The 17,507-nt window shown below is 63.5% G+C and carries 16 protein-coding genes; 3 read left to right on the forward strand and 13 right to left on the reverse strand.

What is annotated here, in order from left to right; all coding sequences use genetic code 11:
- Window positions 1–85: 85 nt before the first annotated feature.
- The 6 genes from bamB to ndk all read right to left on the reverse strand — a co-directional run bounded on the left by bamB (window position 86) and on the right by ndk (window position 5,301).
- Window positions 86–1,273 carry an outer membrane protein assembly factor BamB gene (gene bamB, locus O8I58_RS03815; protein ID WP_298320830.1) on the reverse strand — a complete coding sequence of 396 codons (1,188 nt, stop codon included), beginning with the start codon at window positions 1,271–1,273 and terminating at the stop codon, window positions 86–88.
- Window positions 1,273–1,911: a YfgM family protein gene (locus O8I58_RS03820; RefSeq protein ID WP_298322700.1), complete on the reverse strand. Its 639-nt coding sequence runs from the start codon at window positions 1,909–1,911 to the stop codon at window positions 1,273–1,275. The genes bamB and O8I58_RS03820 overlap by 1 nt, the downstream gene beginning before the upstream one ends.
- Window positions 1,912–1,974: 63 nt before the next feature.
- Window positions 1,975–2,835: a helix-turn-helix domain-containing protein gene (locus O8I58_RS03825; RefSeq protein WP_298320832.1), complete on the reverse strand. Its 861-nt coding sequence runs from the start codon at window positions 2,833–2,835 to the stop codon at window positions 1,975–1,977.
- Between the two features lie 11 nt (window positions 2,836–2,846).
- Entirely contained in the window at window positions 2,847–3,599 is a 753-nt protein-coding gene (gene pilW, locus O8I58_RS03830) for a type IV pilus biogenesis/stability protein PilW (RefSeq protein ID WP_298320834.1), read from the reverse strand.
- A 52-nt stretch (window positions 3,600–3,651) separates the two neighbouring features.
- Complete coding sequence (gene rlmN, locus O8I58_RS03835) at window positions 3,652–4,854, reverse strand: dual-specificity RNA methyltransferase RlmN (RefSeq protein WP_298322707.1); 1,203 nt, start codon at window positions 4,852–4,854, stop codon at window positions 3,652–3,654.
- Between the two features lie 21 nt (window positions 4,855–4,875).
- A complete protein-coding gene (ndk, locus tag O8I58_RS03840) occupies window positions 4,876–5,301 on the reverse strand; it encodes a nucleoside-diphosphate kinase (protein WP_298320836.1) in 426 nt (141 codons plus the stop codon).
- A gap of 217 nt (window positions 5,302–5,518) precedes the next feature.
- Between ndk and O8I58_RS03845 the strand changes: the two genes are divergently transcribed.
- From O8I58_RS03845 to O8I58_RS03855, 3 genes are all read left to right on the forward strand, one after another.
- The gene (locus tag O8I58_RS03845) at window positions 5,519–6,154 is read left to right on the forward strand and encodes a TetR/AcrR family transcriptional regulator (protein WP_298320838.1); all 636 of its coding nucleotides are present in this window, start codon (window positions 5,519–5,521) and stop codon (window positions 6,152–6,154) included.
- A gap of 28 nt (window positions 6,155–6,182) precedes the next feature.
- Window positions 6,183–8,555 (forward strand): 3-hydroxyacyl-CoA dehydrogenase/enoyl-CoA hydratase family protein, encoded by a 2,373-nt coding sequence (locus O8I58_RS03850; RefSeq protein ID WP_298320840.1) that lies wholly within the window; start codon window positions 6,183–6,185, stop codon window positions 8,553–8,555.
- Between the two features lie 97 nt (window positions 8,556–8,652).
- Window positions 8,653–9,861: an acetyl-CoA C-acyltransferase gene (locus tag O8I58_RS03855; protein ID WP_298320841.1), complete on the forward strand. Its 1,209-nt coding sequence runs from the start codon at window positions 8,653–8,655 to the stop codon at window positions 9,859–9,861.
- Between the two features lie 94 nt (window positions 9,862–9,955).
- Here the strand turns inward: O8I58_RS03855 and galU are convergent, their stop codons facing one another.
- The 7 genes from galU to rpsA form a co-directional block, all read right to left on the reverse strand.
- A complete protein-coding gene (gene galU / locus O8I58_RS03860) occupies window positions 9,956–10,858 on the reverse strand; it encodes a UTP--glucose-1-phosphate uridylyltransferase GalU (RefSeq protein ID WP_298320842.1) in 903 nt (300 codons plus the stop codon).
- Window positions 10,855–12,762, reverse strand: a complete 1,908-nt coding sequence (locus O8I58_RS03865) for a polysaccharide biosynthesis protein (RefSeq protein WP_298320844.1) — start codon at window positions 12,760–12,762, stop codon at window positions 10,855–10,857. The genes galU and O8I58_RS03865 overlap by 4 nt, the downstream gene beginning before the upstream one ends.
- A 10-nt stretch (window positions 12,763–12,772) precedes the next feature.
- Window positions 12,773–13,804 carry an MraY family glycosyltransferase gene (locus O8I58_RS03870; RefSeq protein WP_298320845.1) on the reverse strand — a complete coding sequence of 344 codons (1,032 nt, stop codon included), beginning with the start codon at window positions 13,802–13,804 and terminating at the stop codon, window positions 12,773–12,775.
- Window positions 13,744–14,922, reverse strand: a complete 1,179-nt coding sequence (gene lapB, locus O8I58_RS03875; RefSeq protein WP_298320846.1) for a lipopolysaccharide assembly protein LapB — start codon at window positions 14,920–14,922, stop codon at window positions 13,744–13,746. The genes O8I58_RS03870 and lapB overlap by 61 nt, the downstream gene beginning before the upstream one ends.
- Window positions 14,923–14,926: 4 nt before the next feature.
- A complete protein-coding gene (locus tag O8I58_RS03880; protein WP_298320848.1) occupies window positions 14,927–15,223 on the reverse strand; it encodes a LapA family protein in 297 nt (98 codons plus the stop codon).
- A gap of 105 nt (window positions 15,224–15,328) precedes the next feature.
- On the reverse strand, window positions 15,329–15,637 hold the full coding sequence (locus tag O8I58_RS03885; protein WP_298320850.1) for an integration host factor subunit beta: 309 nt from the start codon (window positions 15,635–15,637) through the stop codon (window positions 15,329–15,331).
- 85 nt (window positions 15,638–15,722) lie between these two features.
- On the reverse strand, window positions 15,723–17,414 hold the full coding sequence (gene rpsA / locus O8I58_RS03890) for a 30S ribosomal protein S1 (protein ID WP_298320852.1): 1,692 nt from the start codon (window positions 17,412–17,414) through the stop codon (window positions 15,723–15,725).
- Window positions 17,415–17,507: the final 93 nt, after the last annotated feature.

Consider the following 17,507-nt stretch of genomic DNA (forward strand, 5'->3'; position numbering starts at 1 on the left):
TCAACGGGCGCGTCGAAGCGGCACAGGATACGAAAACGGGGAGCCGGACGCATGTTCCGGCTCCCCGCGGGTTCGCAAGCCTGGCTTATTTGATGCGGAAAGCGGTCAGCTTGCCGTCGGTGTTCTGTACCACCAGCACGCCGTCAACCACCACCGGCTGGGCGCGGATCGGGTCGCCACCGGCGCGTTCACGGGCGGCCAGTTCGCCGTTGTCCATGCGCAGCCAGTGCAGGTAGCCGTCGAAATCGCCAACCACGGCGTAGTCGCCCTGCACCACCGGTGCGGTCAGCGAACGACGCAGCAGCTTCTGGTTGGACCACAGCGAACCGCCGCTGGACTTGTCCAGGGACCACACCGCTCCACCCTTGTCCGACAGGATCAGGCTGGATGCCCCCACGCCCAGCCCACTGACGCCGCCGTTGTCGCGGTTCCAGATCGGGCGGCCGCTCGGACCGTCGATGGCGATGGTCGCATTCTTGTAGCTGGATGCATAAAGCGTGGTGCCGTCCAGGACCGGTGCTCCGTCCACATCGGCCATGCGCTCCAGTTCGGTGCGACCCTCGGGCTGGCCGACCGTCTGATCCCACAGGGAATGCCCATCGGCCAGCGCCAATGCGCTCATGGTGCCGTCGTCGTTGCCGACGAAGACCATGCCCGGACCCAACGTCACCGGGCCATTGCCGCGCACGATCAGCGGCGGCTGTTCGCGATTCCAGAACCAGCGGCGCGTGCCGTCGGTCACCTGGTAGCACACCACCTGGCCGTCATTGGCGTGCACAAGCACATTGCCCTGGCCGATGACCGGCGGAGCGATGACTTCGTTGCTGGCCTGGGCGGTCCATTTTTCCTCGCCAGTGGCAGGGTCGAGCGCGATCACCTTGCCCGACAGCGTGCCGATCACCACCAAGCCTTCGCCTGCGCCGACGGCAGACACGCGGTCTTCCTTCATCTTGTGGTGCCACAGCTCCTTGCCGGTCTGCAGGTCCAGCGCACGCACGCCACCTTCGATGGCGGCCGCATAGACGTGGCCGTCGAACACAGCCGGTCCCTGCCGGGTACCGAGCAGCTTTTCACCCTTGCCGGCACTGGCTGACCAGAGCTTCTCGATCTTGACCGTTGCTTCGAACTTCTCCAGCGGCAACGGCTCGACGGCAGCCTTTTCGGCAGCCTTTTTGTCGTCGGTGAACCAGCCCTTGACCGTCGTGCAACCGGACAGCACTGCGACCAGCGCGACCACGGCGGCGGCGCGCTTCATATTGACAACCACTTTCATCAGTTCGACTCCGCGAGCCCGGGCACTGTTCCGCCGGCATTGGTAAGTTTGACTTCCACCAGGCGGCGCTGCGGCGAGGCAACGTCCAGGCTGGTCAGAGCCTTCAGATAGGTGTCACGCGCCTCGTTGCGCTTGCCGGACAGCGCAAACGCATCGCCCCGGGCTTCCAGCGCGGAGGAGCTGTCATATGGAGCCAGCAGCTTGAGCGCTTCTTCCGGCTTGCCCGAACCGTTCAACAGGCGGGCAGCGTGCAGGTCGGCATATGGCTTCATCGACGAGTCGGCCGGAACCGACTTCAATGTGGCCAGGGCGACATCGATCTGATTGGCCTTCACCTGTGCCTGTGCGAGCTGCAGGGCGGCGAGCTGGGCGTATACCGAATCGCCATCCTTCTGCAGTGCAGCCACCTTGGCCTGTGCATCCTTCAGATCGGTCCCACCGATGGACTTGGCCGCCGCGGCATAGTCGCCGTAGCCAGCCTGGGCTTGCTGGTCCTGATGCTGGCCCCACCATTTCCACCCAAAAATCAGCGCCAGTCCGAGCGCGATACCGCCGATCAAGCCGGCGCCGTTGTTCTTCAGCCAGGTGCGGACGCGCTCACTCTGTTCGTGCTCGTCCAGCAGGTCATCGATTGCCATGCGTACTCTCGCCCCGCGACGGTGCGGGGTCATCTAAATTGCGACTGTTGGACCCTTCGCGGGTCAGTCCTGGACCGGCGCGAGTGATCCGTCGGAGGATACCGCAAAGCGCGCCACGTTGGCCCGCTGGTACGGCGTCAGGTCCACCGTACTCCCGCCTTGCTGAACCTGAACCGCGGTCGCATTCCCCAGTTTGATCCTGGCGACTTGACCCGCCTGGAAGCTGCGCTCCTGGCCAGCCTTGAGCAGGCCGCGTTCAATGCTCTGGCCCTGTGGACCTTCGATATCCACCCAGCTGTCGCCAGTGAAGGCGAGCTTCAGCGCGGGCGTAGGCTCGACTGCCGGCACGGGCTCGCGTGACAGGCGTGGCCCCATCGACGCGGTGATAGGTGCGTTGTCAACTTCGGCCGAGGCCGCCGGCAGCTGCTCGCTCGTTGCTGGCAATGAAGCCGACGTGGTGGACGATTCAACTGGCGCCTTGGGCATGACGTCCAGCGATGCGGTCTTCAGGACTTGCTGCCCTGCCCCGTTGGACACCAGCAGCCACACCGGGACCGCGAAGAAGCACAGCGTGATCACCACATAAACCGCTCGCCGGGAAGCGCTTTCGAAGATGCGCTGGTAACGCGGGGTATGGGTATAGCTGACCAGCTCCACCGGCCGGACGGCCTGCAGGGTGGACTGGTCCAGATGCTCGTCCACGCTCACGCCCAGCAGCTTGGCGTAGCTGCGCAGGTGGCCGCGCACGAAGACCGGGGCACCCAGCTGCTGCCAGCGACCACTTTCGATCGCATCAACGACGCGGGTGGGAACCTTCAGCCTGCTCGCCGCCTGTTCCAGGGTCATTCCCTGCTGCTGGCGGGCGTGACGCAGCGTCGCGCCAGTCTCCATCTGCTGCCCGTTTTCGGGCGCGAAGTGGGTCATGTTCCGATCCATCATGGCCTTGCACTTTCCCCTGGGCGTCCCGCAGTAGCATCCGGGAACTCCGCCCTTTGCCGCTGTCGATATTTCTCGGCCGCTGCCATGTCGCCGAGCTTGGATTCAATGTCAGCTGCGAGTTGTAACACGCCTGCATCCACTGGTGCAGCTGTCAGCCTGCGTTCGATGAAGGCCCGCGCAGCCATGTAATGCCCCAGCCGGTACTCGTTACGGGCCATCGACACCAGTGCGTAGGCATTCTTCGGGTCCAGGGCGAGCGCCTTGCGCAGGTCCGTTTCCACACGCTCGTACTGCCCGGTCTGCAGCGCGCAGCCGCCCGCATTGGCCAGAGCGCCAGCCGTGCCGCCATAACCTGGCGTGGCAATCGACCGGTCAAACCAGACCAGCGCCTCGGCCGCAAACCCGTTGCCACACAACCACGCACCATAGTTATTGAGCATCCCGCCATCGTTGGGGGAAAGCTCTGCCGCACGTCGGTAGCGCTCGCCAGCCTCCTTGGACTGTCCGCGGCGATCGGCGATCACCGCCAGCAGCGTGTAGGCAGCGGAGGATTGTGGATTGAGCTTGAGCGCCTTTGAGGCCTCACGCTCGGCGGTCGCAAGATCGCCCACGCGCAGGCGCTGCTGGGCGAGGCCCAGGCTGTCCTGTTCTTCCAGCCGCCGCCGGGTGGCCTTGCCGTCCTGGACGCTGTATTCGGTTGGTGTGGAGGTGACCTCCCTGATGCCGCCCTTGGGGCGAACAAAGGTCAACCTGGAGCAGGCAGTCCCCAGTATCGCCACCGCCAGCACTACCAGGAGGAACTCAGGCCGCCGCATCACCCAGGCCTTGCTCGCGCAACTGGCGGTTGAACTCGGCCTGCCGGCGGGTGCGATCCATCACCTGCCCCTTCAACTGACCGCAGGCCGCATCGATGTCGTCACCGCGGGTGCGGCGAACCATCGTCAGCACCTGCTGGTCCAGCAGGATCTTCTGGAAGGCGCGAATGTCGACATCTTCCGAGCGCTGGTAGCGCGTCCCCGGAAACGGGTTGAACGGGATCAAGTTGACCTTACCTGCTTCGCGCGACTGCATCTGGTTGCTGAACTGCCGCATCAACCGTGCCAGCGAGCGGGCGTGCTGCGGCTGGTCGTTGACACCCTTCATCAGCGTGTATTCGAAGGTGATCGAATCACGCTTCGGACTGGCCTTGAGGTAACGCGCGCAGGCAGCCATCAGCTGCTCGACCGGATACTTCTTGTTGAGCGGCACCAGTTCGCTGCGCAAGGCATCGTCGGCCGCATGCAGTGACACCGCCAACGATACGTCGCTTTCGGTGGACAGGCGATCGATCATCGGCACCATGCCGGCAGTGGACAGCGTGACGCGCTTGCTGGCCAGGCCGTAGCCCAGGTCGTCGCGCATGACACTCATCGCGCGCACGACATTGTCGAAATTGGCCAGTGGCTCGCCCATGCCCATCATCACCACGTTGGTGAGACGGCGGATCTGCGCCGGCACGTTGCCCAGGTGGCGCGCCGCCACCCAGACCTGGCCGATGATCTCGGCCGTGGAAAGATTGCGGTTGAACCCCTGCGTGGCAGTCGAGCAGAACTGGCAGTTCAGCGCGCAACCGACCTGCGAGGACACGCACAGCGTGCCGCGGGTTCTATCCGGGATGTAGACGGTTTCGATGGCGTTCTTGCCATCGGCGCCCATCGACAGCAACCACTTGTGGGTGCCGTCGGTGGAAGGCTTGTCGAACACGATGTTCGGGACGATGACCTCGGCATGCTGCTGCAGCTTGACGCGCAACACCTTGCCCAGGTCGGTCATCTCGTCAAAGTTGGTGACATAGCGGTGATGGATCCACTTCATCACCTGGTGGGCGCGGTAGCGCTTCTCGCCGAGGGTTTCCTCGAAGAAGCGCTCCAGCCCGACGCGATCGAGATCGAGCAGGTTCTGCTTACGCAACGGCGCAGCGGCGACAGCATCGCCGGTGGTCGTCACGCTTGGAATCGACACGATCTCGTTCACGGCAGCACGACCTCAGCGCGAAGCGACTTCGGTGGAAGCGAACCAGTACGCCACTTCGATCGCTGCATTCTCGACCGAGTCCGAGCCGTGGGCAGCATTGGCATCGATCGAATCAGCGAAGTCAGCGCGGATGGTGCCCGGTGCAGCGTCCTTCGGATTGGTGGCGCCCAGCAGGTCGCGGTGCGCCAGCACGGCGTTCTCACCTTCCAGCGCCTGGATCATCACCGGGCCGGAAATCATGAACTCCACCAGTGCATTGAAGAACGGGCGTTCCTTGTGGACGGCATAGAAACCTTCGGCCTCGCGGCGCGACAGCTGCTTGTACTTGGCGGCCACGATCTTCAGGCCGGCCTTCTCGAAGCGGGCATAGATCTCACCGATGACGTTCTTGGCAACGGCATCGGGCTTGATGATGGACAGGGTGCGCTCCAGCGCCATGGGGTCTTCTCCGAAGGGCGGGCCACTCGAGCCCGAGGTTACATGAAAAAACCCGCGTGGGAACGCGGGCTTAGGTTTGATTGCTGTGCAAATTCTAACGTATCAGCCGTAACGATGCAGCCCTGGGGCTCGGGAAACTTTGCGGCAATGCAGCATGACTTGGGCGACCTCCTGGCGCAGACTCAAACAAGCGTTTGATTCACCCCAGCAGAGAGCCATGGCCAACGGCACCCAATTCAGCACCAAGGACCGCATCCTCGGCTCGGCCGAGGAGCTGTTCGCGCTCCACGGATTTGCCGGCACTTCGCTGCGGCAGGTCACCACGCGCGCCGATGTGAACATCGCGGCGGTCAACTATCACTTCGGCTCCAAGGAAAACCTGGTCAACGAGGTCTTCCGCCGACGCATGGACGTCATGACCGCGGCGCGGCTGGGCCAGCTGGAAACCGCGCTGCAACAGTCGCCGGGCAAGCTGGAGGCGATCCTGGCAGCGTTTGTCGAACCGGCACTGGCGATGGCCCAGGACGGCCAGGGTGGAGGCGCCTTCGTCCGGGTCATCGCGCGCGCATATGCGGAAAAGAACGACAACCTGCGCAAGTTCCTGTCGGATCACTATGGCCATGTGTTGCGCGATTTCGGCAGGGCCATCGCCGACTGCCTGCCGACGCTGAGCAAGGAAGAGCTGTACTGGCGCCTGGACTTCCTGGCCGGCGCGCTGACCTACGCCATGGCCGATTTCGGCCTGATCAAGCGACCGCCCGGCGTGGCCGAAGCCGCACACCGCGAGCGCGCCGCCCGCGAACTCATCCGATTCGCCGAGGCCGGGCTTCGTGCCGGCACCGTCGAGTCGTAATTTCAACTAAAACAAAGGTTTGTTGAATATGTCTGAGAAATTACTTGTTCGTCGTGCCGCAGTCCTTGGCGCCGGCGTCATGGGGGCCCAGATCGCGGCGCACCTGACCAATGCTGGCGTGGACACCGTTCTGTTCGATCTGCCCGCCAAGGAAGGTCCTGCCGATGGCATCGTGCTCAAGGCCATCGCCAACCTGGGCAAGCTCTCGCCTGCCCCGCTGGCCGGCAAGGGCCTGGCCGAGGCGATCACTCCGGCCAACTACGAATCCGGTCTGGACCAGCTGCGCGACTGCGACCTGATCATCGAGGCCATCGCCGAACGCATGGACTGGAAGCAGGACCTGTACAAGAAGATCGCGCCGTTCGTGGCCGACCATGCCGTGCTGGCCTCCAACACCTCCGGCCTGGGCATCAATGCGCTGGCCGACGTGCTGCCAGAGCAGCTGCGCCACCGCTTCTGCGGGGTGCACTTCTTCAACCCGCCGCGCTACATGCATCTGGCCGAACTGATCCCGGCCAGGACCACTGACGCTTCCGTGCTGGAAGGCCTGGAAACCTTCCTGGTCACCACCCTGGGCAAGGGCGTGGTGTATGCCAAGGACACCCCGAACTTCATCGGCAACCGCATTGGCGTGTTCTCGATCCTGTCCACGATCCACCACACACAGGAATCCGGCCTGGGCTTCGATGAAGTCGATGCGCTGACCGGCCCGCTGGTCGGGCGTCCGAAGTCGGCGACCTACCGCACCTCCGACGTGGTCGGCCTGGACACTATGGCCCACGTCATCAAGACCATGGGCGACACCCTGCCCGACGATCCCTGGCATCAGTATTTCAAGTCACCGAAGTGGCTGGACGCGCTGATCGCAAAGGGCGCGCTGGGCCAGAAGGTCGGCGCCGGCATTTTCCGCAAGGTCGGCAAGGACATCGTGGTCCTGGACCTGGGCAAGCAGGACTACCGTCCCGCCGACCGCAGCGCTGCACCGGAAGTGGTCGAGATCCTGAAGATCAAGAACCCGGCCGAGAAATTCGCCAAGCTGCGCGAAAGCCAGCACCCGCAGGCGCAGTTCCTGTGGGCAACCTTCCGCGACCTGTTCCATTACAGCGCTTATCACCTGGCCGACATCGCCGAGACCGCGCGCGACGTCGACCTGGCCATCCGCTGGGGCTACGGCTGGTCGCTGGGCCCGTTCGAGACCTGGCAGGCCGCAGGCTGGAAGCAGGTCGCACAGTGGATCGCCGATGACATCGTGGCCGGCAAGACCATGTCCAGTGCGCCGCTGCCGGACTGGGTGTTCGACGGCCGCGACGGCGTTCATACCGCCGACGGCTCGTACAGCCCGGTGCAGAACGCCAAGCTGCCGCGCTCGGCGCTGCCGGTGTACAAGCGCCAGCGTTTCCCCGATCCGCTGCTGGGCGAGAAGTTCCCGCAGGGCGAGACCGTGTTCGAAAACGATGGCGTGCGCATGTGGCACGACGGCGACGACGTGGCCGTGGCCAGCTTCAAGACCAAGATGAACACCGTCTCCGACCAGGTGCTCGATGGCCTGCAGGAAGTCGTCAGCCGTGCCGAGAAGGACTTCAAGGGCCTGGTGATCTGGCAGCAGAAGGAACCCTTCTCTGCCGGTGCCGATCTGGCCGGTGCACTTGGGCTGCTGCAGGCCGGCAAGGTCGACGCGTTCGAGGCGATGGTCGCCAACTTCCAGGCCACCAGCCAGCGCATCAAGTATTCGCTGGTGCCGGTGGTGGCAGCCGTACGCGGCCTGGCCCTGGGCGGCGGCTGCGAATTCCAGATGCACAGCGCCAAGACCGTGGCCGGACTCGAGAGCTACATCGGCCTGGTCGAAGCCGGCGTTGGCCTGCTGCCGGCCGGTGGCGGCCTGAAGGAACTGGCGGTGCGCGCCTCCGAGGCAGCCGGCCCGGGCGGCGACGTGTTCGCCGAGCTGAAGAAGACCTTCGAAACCATCGCCATGGCCAAGGCCTCCAATTCCGCGGTCAATGCCAAGGAGCTGGGCCTGCTGCGCGCCACCGACAAGGTGGTGTTCAACGCCTACGAATCGCTCTATATCGCCAAAAATGAAGCGGCGGCGCTGGCCGACAGCGGCTATCGCCCGCCCATGCCGGCGCGCCGCATCCAGGTCGCCGGCGACGTGGGCATCGCCACCTTCAAGATGTTGCTGGTCAACATGCTGGAGGGCCGCTTCATCAGCGACTACGACTACGAGATCGCCACCCGCATCGCCACCGTGCTGTGCGGCGGCGAAGTGGATCGCGGCGCGCTGGTGGACGAGGAATGGCTGCTCAAGCTGGAGCGTCGCCACTTCGTCGAACTGGCCCAACAGGAAAAGACCCAGGCGCGCATCGGCTACATGCTCAAGACAGGCAAGCCGCTGCGTAACTGACCCAAGGCGCGGGTCGCCGCAAGACAGCGGCCCGCCCTCCTCTTTCGCGTTTGTCGGTTGCCTGCATGGCAGCCAACCACTTTCAGGACTGACTGAAATGAGCAAGCAGATTCAAGAAGCCTATATCGTCGCCGCCACCCGTACCCCGGTCGGCAAGGCGCCCAAGGGCGTGTTCCGCAATACCCGTCCCGACGACATGCTCGCGCATGTCCTGAGGTCGGTCGTCGCCCAGGCCCCGGGCATCGACACCTCACGCATCGATGACGCCATCATCGGCTGCGCCATGCCTGAAGGCGAGCAAGGCATGAACGTGGCGCGCATCGCCGTGCTGCTGGCCGGCCTGCCCGACGTGATCGCCGCGCAGACCATCAATCGCTTCTGTTCGTCCGGCCTGCAGGCCGTGGCGCTGGCCGCCGACCAGATCCGCCTGGGCAATGCCGACCTGATGCTGGCCGGCGGCACCGAGTCGATGTCGATGGTGCCGATGATGGGCAACAAGGTCGCGCTGTCGCCGTCGGTGTTCCGCGATGACCACGTTGCAATTGCCTATGGCATGGGCATCACCGCCGAGAAGGTCGCCGAGGAATGGAAGGTCTCCCGCGATGACCAGGACGCGTTCGCCCTGGCCTCGCACCAAAAAGCCATCGCCGCGATCCAGGCAGGCGAGTTCAAGTCCGAGATCACGCCCTACGAGATCCACTCGTATCAGCCCAACCTGGCCGACGGCAACACCATTGCGCTGCGCAAGCTACTGGTCGAGAACGACGAAGGCCCGCGTCCGGATTCGTCGATCGAAGGCCTCGGCAAGCTGCGCCCTGTGTTCCGCAACGGGCAGTTCGGTGGCAGCGTCACGGCCGGCAACTCCTCGCAGATGAGCGACGGTGCCGGCGCGGTGCTGCTGGCCTCCGAACAGGCGATCAAGGATTACGGTCTGACCCCGTTGGCCCGTTTCGTCAGCTTCTCGGTGGCCGGCGTGCGCCCGGAAGTGATGGGCATCGGCCCGATTGCCGCGATCCCCAAAGCCCTCAAGCAGGCCGGCCTGACCAAGGACCAGCTGGATTGGATCGAGCTCAACGAGGCCTTCGCCGCCCAGTCGCTGGCGGTGATCCGCGACAGTGAGCTGGATCCTTCCAAGGTCAACCCGCTGGGCGGCGCCATCGCTCTGGGCCACCCGCTGGGCGCGACCGGCGCGATCCGCACTGCCACGATCGTCCACGGCATGCGTCGCCGTCAGCAGAAGTACGGCATGGTCACCATGTGCATCGGCACCGGCATGGGCGCGGCTGGTATCTTCGAAGCGCTCTGATTCAAGCCCCGTCGGTTGCCGGCCCGGCTCGGCAACTCATAAGAAAAAGGCGGCCATCAGGCCGCCTTTTTCGGTTCCGGAGAATCCGACTACGTTAGTCGGACTCGCGAACGCCGAGTTCCTTCAGCGCGCTGCGCATGGCTTCGGCCGCTGCATCACCAATCTTCTCGCTATGCAATGCGTAATGAATCGTCGCTTCGACCAGGCCGATGTGGGCACCGCAGTCGAACCGCGTGCCCTTGAAGCGATAGGCATTGACTGGCTTCTGCTTGAGCAACGTCGCAATGGCATCGGTCAGCTGGATCTCGCCTCCGGCGCCGGGCTTGGTCTCTTCCAGCAGCTTGAAGATGCTGCCATCCAGTACATAGCGCCCAACCACCCCCAGATTGCTCGGCGCATCGGCCGGCTTGGGTTTTTCGACCATCGCATTGATCTTGCCGCTGCGGCCATCGAACGCCTCGGTGGCGACGATGCCATAGCTAGCCGTCTTTTCCGGATCGACATCCTGCACCGCGATCTGGCTGGCCCCCGTAGCGGCATGCGCGTCAGCCATCTGCTTGAGTGCCCCGTCACCAGCGCGATTGACGATCAGGTCATCGGGCAGCATCACCGCGAACGGTTCGTCGCCAACGATTGATTTGGCACACAGCACTGCGTGGCCAAGACCCAGTGCTTCGTTCTGAGTGACAAAGATCGCACGCACGCCCTTGGGCAGCGGATTGCGCACCTTTTCCAGCAAATCGAGCTTACCGGATGCCTCAAGCTTGTCCTCAAGTTCGTAGGCCTTGTCAAAATAGTCGCCAATCGCATGCTTGTAGCGGTTGGTGACGAAGATCAGCGTATCGCAGCCTGCTTCAACGGCTTCGTCGACCGCGTACTGGATCAACGGCCTGTCGATGATGGGCAACATTTCCTTCGGCACCGTTTTGGTGGCTGGCAAAAAGCGCGTGCCTAGCCCGGCGACGGGAAAAACTGCCTTGCGGATACGTTGGGTCATCGTTGCGTCCTAACCTCTCGGGGGGGGAATGGCACGACAGTGCTGATCGCCTCGTGCTCCGGCGCCGGACTGAACTCCGGAATCGCCGCATGCAGTACGCGGGTGATTGCATCGTTGTCGTAATCAGCCACAGCTTGCCGCAGTTGATGCAATGCACGCGTGATGGATTCACGGGAGACTTCACGAGCACGCGCTTCCAGGATCTTGGAATGCACCGTCGGCCGATACAGTTCTTCTGCATGGAACAGGGTTTCATGCAGTTTTTCGCCAGGACGCAGGCCGGTGTAAGCAATGGCGATATCGCGACCGGGTTGCTTCCCGGCCAGGCGGATCATCTGCTCCGCCAGTACGCGGATTGGAATCGGCTCACCCATGTCGAGTGTGTAGATCGAGGCATGGGCCGCACTGGCAGCGGCCTGCACGATCAGCTGGCAGGCCTCCGGAATGGTCATGAAGTAGCGCGTTACTTCCGGGTGGGTCACCGTCACCGGTCCACCGTTGCGGATCTGATCGCGGAACAAGGGAACTACCGACCCCGCCGAATCCAGCACATTGCCGAAGCGCACGGTGGTGAAGCGCGTCCCACCCCGCTCATCCAGGCTCTGACACGCCATCTCCGCCAAGCGTTTGCTTGCACCCAGCACATTGGCCGGATCCACCGCCTTGTCGGTGGAGATGAAGACGAAGGTACCCACCTTTGCGTCGCGACAGGCACGCGCCATGGTCTCGGTCACCAGCACGTTGTTGCGAATGGCTTCGCGCAGCTGCCCTTCCAGCAACGGCACATGCTTGTAGGCTGCCGCATGGAAGACCGCATCGGGCCGCGCGATCTTCAAGGCATGTGCGATCGCAGCCGGATCCCCACAATTGCCGAGGAATGGCAGGATTTCCAGATCGGGGAATGCCCGCGTCAACGCTTCATGCGACTTGATCAGCGCCAGTTCGCTGATTTCAAGCAGAGCGATGCGTTGCGCGCCATGGCGCGCACATTGCCTGCACAGTTCCGAACCAATCGATCCACCGGCACCAGTCACCAGGACAGTGCGCCCGCCCAGCCAGCCGCGGATCAGCTTCCAGTCAGGCGTCACTGGCTTCCGGCCAAGCAGATCGTCGATGGCCACTTCCTTCAGCTCACCGGGCATGGAGCGACCTTCCAGGACATCCACCAGGCGCGGCACGGTCCGGAACGGCAGGCCGGTGCCTTCGCAAATGGAGACCACGCGCTGCATGGCCATCGCATCCAGTGACGGCATGGCAATGACGATCAGCCGCGCCGCGGTCTCGCGTGCGATGGCTGCCGCGTCCGACAGCTGCCCCAGGACCGGCACACCGCGCAGCTTGGTCCCCTGAAGACGCGCGGCATCATCGAGGATGCCCACCGGTTCCCAAGCGCCGCTGCTTCGCAGATCTCGCAGTAGCGCTTCCGCGGCGCGCCCGGCACCCAGGACAAGGACACGCTTGGCGCCCACCTCGGTCACATCACGGGTCTGGGTATCCTTCCAGGCGCGATACAACAGGCGCGGTAAGCCAAGCAGGCCGACGAGTGCGAATGGATAAAGCACGAGCGCAGCGCGCGACACCGCATCGAGGCGGTTGTAGATGACAAGCCCCATCGCGATGGCAAGCAGGCCGATCAGCCCGGCTTTGAAGATGTTCCCCAGGTCCGGCACGCTGGCAAATCGCCAGAGCCCGCGGTACAGGCCAACTCGCCAGAACACCAGGCCCTGCGCCACCAGCACGATGACCGATTCTGTCGACCACCAAGGCAGGGATGGCGCCCCGGGCACCATCGCGTAACGCAACCACTGCAGGCCATGCCAGCACAGCCAGACCATCGCCAGATCGTGGCAGATGATGGCTGTTCGCGGCAGCGAGATTGCAAGGCGCGTGCGCCATGACTTCATTCGGCAGTCCTCATCCTTGGGGTGGCTTCCCGGCTTGCTGCTTTACCCATGCTCCTGCAGCAGCTAAACAACAGAGCGCCAGGATACCGAAACCAGACAGAACGGTTCCCTGCCAGGTGGTCAGCATGAGGAACGTAGCGATCAGTGAGAACAGTGCACAAGCGATCGTGACTCGGCTATGTCCCAGGCGACGGGCAGCGCACTGGTAGGCATGCGTGGTGTGCGGTTGCCACCACGCTTCGCGTCGAAGTACACGACGAAGCAACGTGAAGCCTGCGTCAACACAAAAAACAACAAGTGGCAGCAACGCGACAAACGGCGACCCCGCATGGGCCAGGCTCAAGGTTGTAAGCGCTGCCAGAAGATAGCCGAGCGCCCCGCTTCCCACATCACCCAGGAAGATGCGCGCGCGGGGGAAGTTGAATGGAAGAAACCCCAGGCACGCCGCACATACTGCCCATCCAAGCAAAGCCCAGGGCGCGGGAAGCAGCAGCGCAAAGCCGGCCGACGCAATGATGGCCTGGCTGCTTGCCAGTCCGTTGATGCCATCCATGAAGTTCCAGATGTTGATCAGGCTCACAGCCAGGAGCCATCCCAGCACCACCTGCCACCACGGAAGCGCCTCCAGCGCCAGCGCCGCCGCGAGCAGCGAAGCAGCAAGCAGATGAACTGCGAACCGCAGCGAGGCCGGCAAGGGGCGATGGTCATCCAGCCAACCGATTCCGGAGACAAGGAGCAGCCCGGCACAAAACAGGATGATCGCCATCAGGTGCGCCGGCCAATACAGGGCCAGCCACACGCCAGCCGCCAGCACTGGAATCACGATCGCAATCCCACCACCGCGCGGTGTCGGAAGTGCATGGCTCCGCCGTGCCCCGGGGCTATCGAGCAGACCGCGATGCAGGGCGTAACGCCGCGTCATCCATGTCAAGGCCGCAGCAGCAAGCAGATGCAGCAATAGCCACGGCACCAAACCCGGCATCAGACGACGGCGTAATTCAGCAAGGGTTTCACTGTGCCCCATTCCTTGCAGCTGGGGCATTGCCAATGATGGGTGCGCGCACCAAATCCGCAGCGCGTGCAGCGATAGCTGGGATTGCGTACCAGCAACTGGTCGGTGATGTGCTTGAGGTCATGCAGCGTCGCAGTGGAATCGGCGCCTTCGGAGAGGGTGAGGTCGATCAGCGCCGCTTCGCCACGCACTGAAGGACGGTCCTTGAGCTGTCGGGCCAGATAGATCCGCGCTTCATGCAACCCATCGTGCTTTTCAACCAACTTGGTCAGGGCCAGCACCGGGGCGATGCCACGGTAGTGCTCACACATCTCAGAAAGGAATGTGCGAGCACCCGAAACATCACCGACCTTTTCGTAGCTGGCAAGCAGGCCCGGCAGGATCTCCGGCAGATAATCCGGGTCGTGGCGCGCGGCGCGCTCGAACGCACGGACCGCAGCTTCCGGATTGCCGACATCCGCTTCCAGCCGCCCTTCCAGGATGCCGGCACGCACCGATTTGGCATCTGCCTGGTAAGCGCGCGCGAGCGCACTGCGCGCCGAGTCGATGGCATGGGCGGTGCGATAACGCTCGGCCAACTCACACTCGAACTGTGCAACCAGCTTGCCCATCGGCTCGCCGGTCACTTCTTCGAAGCGAGTGGCATTGTCGATGGCCTTTTCCCAGTCTCGCTCGGCCTGGTAGATACCGATCAAGTGGCGCAGCGCCTGTGGCGCGCGTTCGTCGATCCGCGCCAGGTCGGTGAACACCGTTTCCGCGCGATCCAGCAAGCCGGACTTCATGTAGTCCTCGCCCAGCGCCAACATGGCCTGGACGCGCTGCTGGTCGCTTAGGTCGCCGCGCTGGACCAAGCCCTGGTGCAGGCGGATCGCACGGTCGACTTCGCCACGACGACGGAACAGATGCCCCAGCGCAACCTGTGTTTCGAACGTTTCCTTGTCCAGTTCGGCGATGTGCAGGAACAGCTCAATCGCCTTGTCCGGCTGTTCGTTGAGCAGGTAGTTCAAGCCACGGAAGTAGGTGCTGGACAGGTGGCTGACCTGGGAGACGTTATGCCGTTGACCGCCGCGGCGCCCGATCACCCAGCCAATCAATGCGGCCAGAGGCACGAACAGGACAAACCAGAACCACTGGTTGAGAAACTCCATCGACTCAGACTCCACTGCCAGGGGGGGCGTCGGTTACGCCACGCGGCGTGGTGGATGCAGGGGCTGCCGACAGCTTGCCCGCCTTGCGCAGACGCGCATACAGCGGCCAGGCGACGGTGGCCAGCACGATCAGTGCACCGATGCAGACACCGGCCAGCAGCGACACGATGATGGCCACGCCCGACATCGTGTTGACCTGGGCAAAGATCAGGTTGAGGTGGACGTCTTCGGTGTTGAGAAAGCCCACAACGAGCCCGATGGCCAGAAAGACCAGGGCGATGATCAGGCGAAGAATGTTCATGGGATCCCTCCGGAGCATTGGGCCTAGCTTAGCTGAGGTAGACCCGGGGGAAGGTAAAACGCGACTGTCGAATGACAGCCCGCGGAGGAACACGCGACAGGCGACTTACTCGCTGCCGATTTCCTCGATCGGGCACACGGTGCTGACGCGTTCGCGCAGCTCCTTGCCCGGCTTGAAATGGGGCACGTGCTTGGCAGGCAATGCAACCGGATCACCGGTCTTCGGATTGCGGCCCATGCGCGGCGGACGGTAATGCAGTGAGAAGCTGCCGAAGCCACGGATCTCGATCCGCTCGCCACGCGTCAGTGCGCCCCCCATCATCTCCAGCAGCGACTTGACCGCGAGGTCCACGTCGTCCGGCTTCAGGTGCGGCTGTTTGCGCGTGAGGATCTCGATCAGTTCGGATTTCGTCATCGGCTGCTGTGTGGAACGTTGGACATGACCACAGCCGGCCCGGACGAACCGGGCCGGCGTGGCATCACGCGTACGACAGACTTACTTACTCGGACTTGCCGCCGTCCAGCTGTGCGCGCAGCAGCGCGCCCAGGCTGGTGGTACCGGTGGAAGCTTCGGCCGTGGTCTTGTTGTACTCAGCCAGCGCTTCGGCGGTTTCCGCCTCGTCCTTGGCCTTGATCGACAGCTGCAGGGTGCGACCCTTGCGGTCCATGCCCATGAACTTGGCTTCGATCTTGTCGCCGACCTTCAGGTGCTGACTGGCATCGTCCACGCGGTCGTAGGAGATGTCGCGGGCCATCACGTAGCCCTCGACGCCGTCGGCCAGCTCGATGGTTGCGCCCTTGGCGTCCACTTCCTTGACCACGCCTTCGACCTTGGAGCCCTTCGGATTGGCCGCCATGTACTGGCCGAACGGATCCTGCTCCAGCTGCTTGACGCCCAGGCTGATGCGCTCGCGCTCCGGGTCAACCGCCAGCACAACTGCTTCCAGGGTGTCGCCCTTCTTGAAGTTGCGCGCGATGTCTTCGCCAGTGGAGTTCCAGCTGATGTCCGACAGGTGGATCAAACCATCGATGCCGCCGTCCAGGCCGATGAAGATGCCGAAGTCGGTGATCGACTTGATCTGGCCGGACACCTTGTCGTTCTTCTTGTGAATGGCCGCGAAGGTTTCCCACGGATTGGCGGCAACCTGCTTCATGCCCAGCGAGATGCGGCGACGCTCCTCGTCCACGTCCAGGACCATGACTTCGACTTCGTCACCGACCTGCACAACCTTGGACGGGTTGACGTTCTTGTTGGTCCAATCCATTTCGGACACGTGCACCAGGCCTTCGACGCCCGGCTCGATCTCGACGAATGCGCCGTAATCGGTGACGTTGGAGACCTTGCCGTAGACGCGGCTGTTGGACGGATAACGACGGGCGATGTTGTCCCACGGATCCTCGCCCAGCTGCTTCAGGCCCAGGCTGACGCGGTTGCGCTCGCGGTCGTACTTGAGCACGCGCACTTCCAGCTCCTGACCCACTTCGACCACTTCGGACGGATGGCGCACGCGTTTCCAGGCCATGTCGGTGATGTGCAGCAGGCCGTCGATGCCACCCAGGTCGACGAATGCGCCGTAGTCGGTGAGGTTCTTGACCACACCCTTCAGCACCACGCCTTCCTGCAGCTTGTCCATCAGCGCCTCGCGCTCCTCGGAGTGCTCGGACTCGACGACGGCACGGCGGGAAACGACGACGTTGTTGCGCTTGCGGTCCAGCTTGATGAGCTTGAACTCAAGCTCCTTGCCTTCCAGGTAGCCGGGATCGCGCACGGGGCGCACATCAACCAGCGAACCAGGCAGGAACGCGCGGACGTCCTTGATGTCGACGGTGAAGCCGCCCTTGACCTTGCCACTGATACGGCCAGTGATGGTCTCGTTCTTCTCCAGGGCTTCTTCCAGCTCGTCCCACACCATGGCGCGCTTGGCCTTCTCGCGCGACAGGACGGTTTCGCCAAAGCCGTTCTCGAGGGAATCCAGCGCGACCTTGACCTGGTCGCCCACACCCACATCGATTTCGCCGGCGTCGTTACGGAACTGTTCGATCGGCACGATGCCTTCGGACTTCAGGCCGGCGTTGATCACCACCACGTCATTACGCACCTCGACCACGGTGCCGACGACGATGGCGCCCGGCTTCAGCTTGGCCAGGTGCGCCTGGCTCTGCTCAAACAGTTCTGCAAATGATTCGGTCATTGTTGAATACTCAGTTGGACACACGGACAGGTGACTGCCTTTCGGCCGTTGCCCCTGTCCACCCGTTAAGGCACCAAGACGGCTGCCGTGTGT

The sequence above is a fragment of the Pseudoxanthomonas sp. genome (assembly GCF_027498035.1).
Classification (GTDB): domain Bacteria; phylum Pseudomonadota; class Gammaproteobacteria; order Xanthomonadales; family Xanthomonadaceae; genus Pseudoxanthomonas_A.

Coding starts and splice junctions, on each gene's coding strand:
- bamB (WP_298320830.1), bottom strand. CDS start 1,273: ATGAAAGTGGTTGTCAATATGAAGCGCGCCGCCGCCGTGGTCGCGCTG.
- O8I58_RS03820 (WP_298322700.1), bottom strand. CDS start 1,911: ATGGCAATCGATGACCTGCTGGACGAGCACGAACAGAGTGAGCGCGTC.
- O8I58_RS03825 (WP_298320832.1), bottom strand. CDS start 2,835: ATGACCCACTTCGCGCCCGAAAACGGGCAGCAGATGGAGACTGGCGCG.
- ndk (WP_298320836.1), bottom strand. CDS start 5,301: ATGGCGCTGGAGCGCACCCTGTCCATCATCAAGCCCGATGCCGTTGCC.
- O8I58_RS03845 (WP_298320838.1), top strand. CDS start 5,519: ATGGCCAACGGCACCCAATTCAGCACCAAGGACCGCATCCTCGGCTCG.
- O8I58_RS03850 (WP_298320840.1), top strand. CDS start 6,183: ATGTCTGAGAAATTACTTGTTCGTCGTGCCGCAGTCCTTGGCGCCGGC.
- O8I58_RS03855 (WP_298320841.1), top strand. CDS start 8,653: ATGAGCAAGCAGATTCAAGAAGCCTATATCGTCGCCGCCACCCGTACC.
- galU (WP_298320842.1), bottom strand. CDS start 10,858: ATGACCCAACGTATCCGCAAGGCAGTTTTTCCCGTCGCCGGGCTAGGC.
- O8I58_RS03865 (WP_298320844.1), bottom strand. CDS start 12,762: ATGAAGTCATGGCGCACGCGCCTTGCAATCTCGCTGCCGCGAACAGCC.
- O8I58_RS03870 (WP_298320845.1), bottom strand. CDS start 13,804: ATGCCCCAGCTGCAAGGAATGGGGCACAGTGAAACCCTTGCTGAATTA.
- lapB (WP_298320846.1), bottom strand. CDS start 14,922: ATGGAGTTTCTCAACCAGTGGTTCTGGTTTGTCCTGTTCGTGCCTCTG.
- O8I58_RS03880 (WP_298320848.1), bottom strand. CDS start 15,223: ATGAACATTCTTCGCCTGATCATCGCCCTGGTCTTTCTGGCCATCGGG.
- O8I58_RS03885 (WP_298320850.1), bottom strand. CDS start 15,637: ATGACGAAATCCGAACTGATCGAGATCCTCACGCGCAAACAGCCGCAC.
- rpsA (WP_298320852.1), bottom strand. CDS start 17,414: ATGACCGAATCATTTGCAGAACTGTTTGAGCAGAGCCAGGCGCACCTG.